The 888-nt window shown below is 67.9% G+C and carries 1 protein-coding gene; it reads left to right on the forward strand.

Annotated elements, in window-relative coordinates; all coding sequences use genetic code 11:
• Positions 1 to 99 precede the first annotated feature (99 nt).
• Complete coding sequence (locus AC1DU6_RS33260; protein WP_477862594.1) at positions 100 to 756, forward strand: TetR/AcrR family transcriptional regulator; 657 nt, start codon at positions 100 to 102, stop codon at positions 754 to 756.
• The last annotated feature ends 132 nt before the right edge of the window (positions 757 to 888 follow it).

Consider the following 888-nt stretch of genomic DNA (forward strand, 5'->3'; position numbering starts at 1 on the left):
ATCTGATGCCTTGCTTGGCGCGCCGTCAGTCGCCAGTCGATAAGAAACGATACAAAACGCGACCAAGCAAGCGCTTGGTTGGCTTTACAGTCCAGCCCCATGCGTGCTGTGAATCCCTCCTCGTCCGCACCCTTGCCGCCGCGCGAGCGCCTGCTGCGGGAGGCCATGCGCCTGTTCGGCGAACGCGGCTTCGACGCCGTGCCGACTCGGGAGATCTGCGCCGCCGCGGGCGTCAACCCGGGTGCCATCCACTATCACTTCGTTGACAAGGACGGTCTCTACCGCGAGGTGCTGCGCCTGCCGGTGCAAGAGTTGCAGCAACAGCTCACCGGTTTCGATGACCCGGGGCTGGACCTGCACGAGGCCATCCGCCGCTTCCTGCAGCCCTTCCTGTTCGACGATGGCGCCTGCAGCGCCCAGATGTTCTTCCGCGAGATGCAGGCGCCCAGCCCGATCTTCATGCAGACGGTGGCGCAGGAAGTCGGGCCCATCTTCGACCGCTTCGCCCGCCTGCTGGCCCGCCACGCCGGCCTGGACGAGCCGACGGCCGCCATCCACCAGCTCGCCATGGGCCTGCAGGCCATGGCTCACGACTACTCCATGACCCGACCCATGCTGGACGCCTTCCACCCCGAACTGCTGGCCGACGACCCCCTGCTCGAGCACACCTGCGCCCGCCTCGCCGACTGGGGCTGCGCCCTGGTCGCCTACGAACGCGCCAAACATGAAGCCCCTCGTCCAGCCGCACACCGCTGAACGCGGTGCGTCTGACCGGTCCCCCGTGGGGACGGCGATGCCCGCGGCGTTGAGCCGCGAGCACATCGCCAGCGCGGGCCGGCTCGGTGAACTGGAGTCGGACACAAGCAGTCCCTGCGGACTGCTTGTGCC

It is taken from the genome of Roseateles sp. P5_B10 (assembly GCF_056400485.1).

Bases quoted from the DNA above. Each gene is read 5' to 3' on its own strand.
- AC1DU6_RS33260 (WP_477862594.1), top strand. From the start codon at position 100: ATGCGTGCTGTGAATCCCTCCTCGTCCGCACCCTTGCCGCCGCGCGAG.